Origin of the sequence: Massilia sp. Bi118 (assembly GCF_918697865.1) — a bacterium.
GTDB lineage: Bacteria > Pseudomonadota > Gammaproteobacteria > Burkholderiales > Burkholderiaceae_D > Telluria.
Window position 1 is genome coordinate 1 of record NZ_CAKKMV010000038.1, and the last position, 7,340, is coordinate 7,340.

The following is a 7,340-nucleotide window of genomic DNA, read 5'->3' on the forward strand; positions in this document are numbered from 1 at the left end:
GAAGGGGCGACCCACCCTACCCCTATCCGCGATACGACGCTCTACGAGTACATCTGGCACGAACTGGAGGCATCGCCGCAGCCGGGCATGGTCAACAAAGTCGTTAAGAGGGCAGTACGCAAGCTACGCGGCGCGGAGGACGACGAACTCGACCGGAAGGAGCGCGAGCGCGCGGCTAATCTGGAGCGATATCGGCGCAAGAAACTGAAAGACGCCATTGATGAATTGACAAGCCTCGGCTGGGTATTCGATCCCCGAGGTAAGTCTTTCATGGTGTCCAGGCCGGAATCTTCAAAATAGCGTGAGCGTTAAAACGGGTCTGCGTGAGCGTTAAAACGGCAAAGCGTGAGCGTTAAAACGGGTATGTAGTTTCCGCAGGTCCAGTATCTATGCGGGTTTCATGCTCGACCGTCTATATTTACCTCTAAGTAAATCTATGCGCTTTCGCAAGCGAAGCGCCGCGCAAGCGCGACACACACCCGGCGCGCCGCCGCCGCCGAAAGGAAACCCCCGTCGGACACTCCAACGACCTGATGGCATTTAGCCAATGGCATCAACAAGTGCTTCAGCGGAGGAGGGCTTCACCAGAACCGCATCAAAGCAAGAGCGCACTATCTCTGCCTTAGCCTGAGGCGAAGTGTCCCCAGTAAACGCAACGATTCGGCATCCGTTCATATTTGGGAGAGCACGTAGCCTTTGACATAAGTCGTGCATCTCCATGTCGATCATGCGTACCTCAGTGAGAACCACATCAGGTGGTTGTGAGAGGGCAAGTGCTAATGCTTCGTTAGCGTTTTTACTAGAAGTTATTTGATACCCAAAGCATTGAAGCAACAATGTCATTGTTTCTCTGAGGTCATCATTTGGCTCGACCAAAAGAACGTGCTTTTGAGTATTCTGTGGTGGGATCATCTCTATCGGCCCACTCGGCAATGGTTGTAATTACTCAATCTTATCCTAGGTGGACTCTTTGGATCCGTCCTGTTCCAAAGGTCGCGTCACGTAAATCAAAAACCCGCCCGGCAGCAGCACCGTCTCCAGGTCTTTGTCTTTGGTCGTGCGTGTACGCGCCTCTTTGATGGTCGCGTCAGCGGCACCAGGTATCAGGCCAATAGTGGCGATGGTCGACGCGAAGCTGCTGCCGTCCTCGCACTTGATATTGATGCGCCAGCTTAGGCCGGACTGGATGCGAACCGACGCAATGCAGCCTTGCGACATCAGTGCCGTCAGGTGCGTGATCGCGCCGTTCAAGTTATCGCGCGCTTCCTGCTGGCGTGCGATCCGGTCCTTTTTTGAATGCGCGATTGAGTGCTGTATCGCGGCTTCTGTGCGTTCAACGCGTTCGCGCAGCGTGACCAGGGCATCGTCTGGCTCAAGTCGCGCGCCGCGAAATGCCCTCTGCAGGTGGTGCGTCACGACCGTCGCGGCGTAGGCCGGGCGTGGCTCCGTGAACGGCACGTCAGCACCGTTCGGCCCGAGCCAGACCGGCAGACTGGCCCCGCGCACGCCCACGGTCGGCTCTAGGTCCTGCCGGGCCGCTGCCGCCGCGAGTGTGTCGCGCCACTCGGCGACATGCGCGACCAGCTTCTTTGGCGATGGCATTTTCATTGCAGGCGGCACCAGGACCAGGGCGCGGCGACCCGACACTTCATTGTCGTCCGCACCCGGTTTTTCAAAGCGCAGCACAGTCGCGCCAGCCGCTTTGAGGCTGTCCAAGTACGCCTCTTCCTGTTCGCGCATCTGCGCATACACCTTGCGCATGTGGTCATCGAGGACCACCAGCCACCGGGCATTGTCCAGCTTTTCCAACGCATCGCTCATAGCGCCGCCTCCAATATAGATAACCTTATTAGAGCACACCGGCCCTCCCTGATGTCGAGCAAAGGTATCTATTTCGGTGAATTTTTATCCATAGACCGGTTGATCCACCAATATAGATAACCTAAAATGGTGACTGTGGCATTTTGACCACAATAGATAACTTTATTTTCCATTTAAGTTATCTATTCTGGAGTAGGACCGGATGGTGTCCGATATACTCACCAGAATAGATAACCTTATTTGATTATTAAGTTATCTATTTTGGATTCGGATTCCGCAGTGTCCGATATCGTACAAATATTTGTCCGATATATCATACATATTTGTCTGACATGAGACACTATATATGTATGATATTGGACATAGAAATTGTCCGAAATATTAGACATATTTACTGTCCGATAGCGTGCAAATTTTGTATGATATGTAGTGTATAGAATGTGTCTTATGTCGTACAATTTTTAGCTTAGTGTCATGTCGGTTTGGTGTCCGATATAGGGTCAAACGTTTGGACGTTACAAAAATACGTGAAAGTGTCTGCTATCTGTCGATTTTTCTGTCCGGCATATGGTAGGTTAAATGGTCAACATCATCACAGGAGCAAAACATGCAAATCAAACAACGTGGCAAGGTTTTTCAATTAATCCGCTATACCGGGTACAACAAAGACAAAAAGCGCGCCGACACCCAGCTGGTCGGTAGCTTCCCCGATTACGTCTCACAATTGGCTTCGATTGACGTCGAACTGGTGGCGAAGCTGGACGACGATGAACGCGCCCAGGTCGAGAAATTCCTAAAGGAGAAGCGTGAAGCATCGGACCGTTTTTTGTCCGATATGGCATTGCGCGACCTGCCTAAAACCATCGAGAAATGCAAGGCCGCTATCGAGGCCGCGACCCAGGACAGCAAGCCCATTGCCGACCCTGATGCCATCTTTTTCGCGTTACGTGATCTCGGCCAAGCGCTCGTCAAAGCCGGGTACAAGCGCCCTAAATTCACCGAAAAGGCTCCCGGCAATCAAAAAGATCCTCGGCAACTGCCAATTACTGGCGATCATGCCGAATGATGTGCTAGGCTGATCCATAAGGTATTGGTATATACAGGAGCAAGAGCTAATATGCGCTTCGCTTTATTATCCCCTCGCCTGCGGCTCGCCGGTCGCGCTTCGCTTGCCGGTTGACCCTGCCGGGGGCAAAAGCAACTGCCAAACCGCCGTTCTGCTTGGGTTATCTATTCTGGTGGTGCGTGCGGTCGCTGGAGTGAGCGCAGCGAGCGACGGTCACCAGGGCAGGGCAGTGCCATACCTTTCCGCGACGCCGGCGGCGGCGCGGCGTGTGTGTGCCGAAGGCATGGAGGATGAGATGACGGATGATGTATTGGTGAAGAAAAAGCGCGGTAGAAAATCGCTGTCGAAAGACGAGAAGCGGACACACGTTGTGTCCGTCAGAGTCAACGGCAGTGAGCTTTCTATTATTGACGCTCGACGCGGTAAGGTGCAGCGTGGCACCTGGCTGCGGCATGCTGCATTTCAAAACGAGACTATCCAGCCGGTTCCTGAATTGAACCGACAGGCGTACATCGAATTAGCCCGAGCAGCGGCCAATCTGAACCAGCTGGCGCACCGTGCCAATGCTAACCAGGTCGTTGATATTTCGGACCTGACTGAAAGACTTTCCTCATTTCGTCTTGCCTTATTGGGGGCCGAATCATGAAAGGAATGCGCAAAATTAGTCGGGGCAAGGGATTCAGCGGCCTGCTAAATTACGCCGCGACCGGAGAGGATAACGAGCCGGGCCACGGAAGATTATTAGGCGGGACGATGGCAGGAACTACGCCAAAAGCACTCGCACGCGAGTTCAAAGCGGTTGCACTTTTGCGCCCTGATATTGAAAAACCGGTTTGGCATAGTTCACTCCGAATGCCAAAAAATCAGGACGTTGATGACGAAACTTGGTCCAGGATAGCTGTCCGATATATGGAACTCATGGACTGGCCGACTGACCAGTCGCAGTGGTGCATCTGGAAGCACGACCAGGACGAACACATCCATGTGATTGCGAACCGCGTCCAGTTGGACGGCAAGATTTATCTTGGCCAGAACGAAAACCTGAAAAACACGCGCATCATCGCGCAGCTTGAACGAGAGTTCGGCCTGACCATTACGAAAGGCGTCGAGTACGACGACCAAGGCAAGATCGTGATGCCCGAAAAGACCCAGCCGAAGAAGCCGGAATTGGAGAAGGCGCTTCGTACTGGTGACAAGCCGCCGCGTCTCGTCCTGCAGGAAGTCATCGCTGCCGCGCTAGCCGACCGTCCGACCATCACCGCTTTTCTGGAGCGACTGGACGCCGCTGGCATCGAGGCGATTCCTAACATCGCGTCGACAGGCCGCATGAATGGCTTCGCTTTCAGGCTCGATGGCATCAAGTTCTCTGGCTCGGAATTGGGTGCGGCATTTAAGTGGGCCGCATTACAGAAAGGGATGGACTATGACCAAGAGCGAGATCGTGAAGAACTTACCCGGCGCAAGGACGCCGCTGCAAGCCGTGAAATCGATGACGGAGCTACAGCACGACCTGACCAGGTTGCGCGAGCAGCTGGAGGAGGTGCGCCGATTGCCGGAACAAGCGGCGGAATTGGCGATGGCGATACAGCCGTTGGCCGACGCACTGAACTCGATCATGCCAACGTTGGAGAGCTTGGATCAGCGCCTCAAGGTGATCGAATCGGTACTACCTCGGAACGAGAAAAACCAGTTGCGGACGCTAGCACCGAGGGCGGACGTGGTGTCGGTGTACAAAAAACTGGAGTCTCTGTCGCAGCAGAGCGTCTGGCAAAAATTGGTGGGCCAGCCGAAGAACGGGACCTGATCGCGAAGCGCGCGGCGTGGCACCAGCAGCACGCCGCGCTTGCCGCCCCGCAGTACCGTCTGACGTTGAAAGACAGGGTTGCGCGCGACGGCAAAGACCGCTCGCACAACCTCGGAAAATCCAAGGTTTCGAACGGGCCGGAGACGTTCTACGACGCCACCCAGGTCGAAGCACAGCTACCGGTTTTGCGGCGGTCGAACACGCAGGGCTTCGACGTTTACATCACGCCGATTGACCCGACGTATCACTACATTCTGATCGATGACATGACCGGCGAAGCGGTCGAGAAGATGAAGGCGGACGGCTACAAGCCATGCCTCATACAGCAGTCGAGCGAGGACAATTACCAAGCCGTCATCAAGGCTCGACGCGAAGGCCGGAGGGACGAGCAGAGCATCGCAAATCAGCTTGTTGTGGATCTCAATCGAAAGTACGGCGATCCCAAAATCTCAGGCGTGATTAGGCCGTTCAGGATGGCCGGTTTCAGCAACAAGAAGCCAGGTCGCCGTGACATGTTCACGGTCGTGAAGGAGGCCGTTACGGGCCTTTGCGAAAGGACGATGGAGCTTCTGTCGTCGCTGCGTCGAAAAGTCGATTCTGACGCCGCTATTAAAGCCGCAGAGGCATTGAAAGCAGAGAGAATCGAGAAGGTCGCAACGCCAGCGAAGCACGCGAGGTACGGACCGGCGCGTGAGTATCAACAGCAGGCGCACTGGTTTACGAAAAACGGCGGCGTCATCGACTGGTCGAGTGTCGATTATGGCGTGGCGTGTGAGATGCTGAAACGTGGCTTCGACCGCGACGATGTAGAAGACGCGATCCGCGAGGGCTCGCCTGCACTTGGCGAGCGCAAGTATGATCCAGAGGTTTACGTAAAACGCACCGTCGATGCGGCGGTCAAGAAGGTCGGCGTTGTGCCGACAAAGGGACGTAGGTTCGATTTTCCCGAACCGAAATGACCGGCAGGCGAATGGGGCGGCCACCCCATCCGCAAGCCTAACCACCACATTGGAGAAGCAATATGGCAGCTTTAGACATTCTACGGTTTTTTGAAGAAGACCCGCCAGCGTTTGATTACGTTTTGCCCGGCATGTTGGCGGGGAGCGTGGGCTTCCTGATGTCGCCGGGCGGCGTTGGCAAATCGATGCTGGCCCTCGGTGCGGCGTGCGGCATCGCCGCTGGCACGAAGGAAGCCGACCTGTACGGCTTCGAGCCGAAGCAGGGCAAAGTCGTGTACATGTCGGCAGAAGATGGAGAGGTGCCGTTGTGGCATCGCTTGCACAACTTCGGTAAAAAGTTCGGACCCGCGACCCGGCAGGCCATCGCAGAAAACCTGATGATTTTCGACGTCGTGGGACGTAAGCCGGACATCATGGCACCGGAATGGGTCAATGGTCTCTGTCGTGCGAAAGATGCGCGTCTCATCATCATCGACACTTTGACCAGGTTCCACACGCTCGACGAAAACAGCAACTCGGACATGTCTCAGCTGGTGAGCCAGCTGGAGTACATCTCCAAGCAGACCGGCGCGGCCATCCTCGTGATCCACCACAGCAGCAAGAGTATGGCCGTGCAAGGCCGGGGCGACGAGCAGCAGGCAGCGCGTGGCGCGTCTGCCCTCATCGACAATGCCAGGTGGGCCGCGAATTTGACCGGCATGACGAAGGCCGAATCGGAGGCGCTGGCCGGCGCACCAGGTGGGCCAGCTGTCGGCGAAGACGAGCGCCGGTTCTATGTGCGCTTCAACATCAGCAAACAAAATCACGGCGTGCCGTTCCCCGAGACGTGGCTCGCTCGCAGCGAGGGCGGTGTGCTGGTTCGTACGACGCTGTACGCCGTCGAGAAGAAGCGTGGCAATGGCAAGAACATGGAGCGACGCGATGCGGTATGACCTGACACATGTACGGCACGACCCCGCGCACGCGTCATGCCCAGGACTTTTCCGTAGTTTCCTACGCGGTAAAGGCAAGCAGGCGCTGCATCTGACATACGCGCACGGCGACAGGTCAATCGAGATTCAAGCCCCGTTTCTGCTCGGTGCTGTCGATCTATGGGTTTTACAGGGCCTGATCGCGATGGCGGTCGTACATGGCAAGCAGCTTAGTCTGCAAAACGCGGTTACCGAAGAAGGTCGCCAGTTGGCGAAGAACATGAATGCTATCGGCGTTGGTCCCACGGATATCGCCATGGCCGTGGCTGGCGGCTTTAGTGAGCTGGCGCGCGAGATGGGGTACGCGGAACCTGATAGCCATTCGACCCGCCGTATCCTGCAGAAGTCGATGGAGCGCCTATTCACGGTGACGATGTTCGTTGGAGACGGCGACGAGCGGCAGGGGTATCACCTCCTGTCGAGTTACGCGAGCAAGCTCAACGGCAACACGTTTAACATCGGCCTGAACCCGATGATCGCTACAGCGGTTGTCGGCGATGCACGCTACATCAGCATCCCCATGGGCGAAATTCGCGCGATTCGTGGTGACGCTACGCGCCTTATCCATCAGCGCCTCTGCGCTTTTATTAACGAAGGGGCGACCCACCCTACCCCTATCCGCGATACGACGCTCTACGAGTACATCTGGCACGAACTGGAGGCATCGCCGCAGCCGGGCATGGTCAACAAAGTCGTTAAGAGGGCAGTACGCAAGCTAC

General features: G+C 55.9%; 8 protein-coding genes. 6 read left to right on the forward strand and 2 right to left on the reverse strand.

All coding sequences use genetic code 11. From position 1 onward, the window contains the following. Window positions 1-300: hypothetical protein (locus tag LQV39_RS26215; protein WP_230030127.1), on the forward strand; the 300-nt coding region annotated here is incomplete at its 5' end. A 240-nt stretch (window positions 301-540) separates the two neighbouring features. Here the strand turns inward: LQV39_RS26215 and LQV39_RS26510 are convergent. Further along, the gene (locus LQV39_RS26510; RefSeq protein ID WP_374199493.1) at window positions 541-912 is read right to left on the reverse strand and encodes a response regulator; all 372 of its coding nucleotides are present in this window, start codon (window positions 910-912) and stop codon (window positions 541-543) included. Window positions 913-957: 45 nt separating this feature from the next. Then, window positions 958-1,821, reverse strand: a complete 864-nt coding sequence (locus LQV39_RS26220; protein ID WP_230030128.1) for a hypothetical protein — start codon at window positions 1,819-1,821, stop codon at window positions 958-960. Window positions 1,822-2,428: 607 nt separating this feature from the next. Here LQV39_RS26220 and LQV39_RS26225 point away from each other — a divergent pair. The 5 genes from LQV39_RS26225 to repC all read left to right on the forward strand — a co-directional run. Then, window positions 2,429-2,887, forward strand: a complete 459-nt coding sequence (locus LQV39_RS26225) for a hypothetical protein (RefSeq protein WP_230030129.1) — start codon at window positions 2,429-2,431, stop codon at window positions 2,885-2,887. Between the two features lie 295 nt (window positions 2,888-3,182). Continuing rightward, window positions 3,183-3,533: a plasmid mobilization relaxosome protein MobC gene (gene mobC / locus LQV39_RS26230; RefSeq protein WP_230030130.1), complete on the forward strand. Its 351-nt coding sequence runs from the start codon at window positions 3,183-3,185 to the stop codon at window positions 3,531-3,533. Continuing rightward, window positions 3,530-5,650, forward strand: a complete 2,121-nt coding sequence (locus LQV39_RS26235) for a DNA-primase RepB domain-containing protein (protein WP_230030131.1) — start codon at window positions 3,530-3,532, stop codon at window positions 5,648-5,650. The genes mobC and LQV39_RS26235 overlap by 4 nt, the downstream gene beginning before the upstream one ends. A 62-nt stretch (window positions 5,651-5,712) precedes the next feature. Next, entirely contained in the window at window positions 5,713-6,582 is an 870-nt protein-coding gene (locus LQV39_RS26240) for a helicase RepA family protein (protein WP_230030132.1), read from the forward strand. Then, a partial coding sequence (gene repC / locus LQV39_RS26245) for a replication protein C, IncQ-type (protein WP_230030133.1) occupies window positions 6,572-7,340 on the forward strand: 769 nt, incomplete at its 3' end. The genes LQV39_RS26240 and repC, both read left to right, overlap by 11 nt.

Bases quoted from the DNA above. Each gene is read 5' to 3' on its own strand.
- LQV39_RS26510 (WP_374199493.1), bottom strand. From the start codon at position 912: ATGATCCCACCACAGAATACTCAAAAGCACGTTCTTTTGGTCGAGCCA.
- LQV39_RS26225 (WP_230030129.1), top strand. From the start codon at position 2,429: ATGCAAATCAAACAACGTGGCAAGGTTTTTCAATTAATCCGCTATACC.
- LQV39_RS26220 (WP_230030128.1), bottom strand. From the start codon at position 1,821: ATGAGCGATGCGTTGGAAAAGCTGGACAATGCCCGGTGGCTGGTGGTC.
- LQV39_RS26235 (WP_230030131.1), top strand. From the start codon at position 3,530: ATGAAAGGAATGCGCAAAATTAGTCGGGGCAAGGGATTCAGCGGCCTG.
- mobC (WP_230030130.1), top strand. From the start codon at position 3,183: ATGACGGATGATGTATTGGTGAAGAAAAAGCGCGGTAGAAAATCGCTG.
- LQV39_RS26240 (WP_230030132.1), top strand. From the start codon at position 5,713: ATGGCAGCTTTAGACATTCTACGGTTTTTTGAAGAAGACCCGCCAGCG.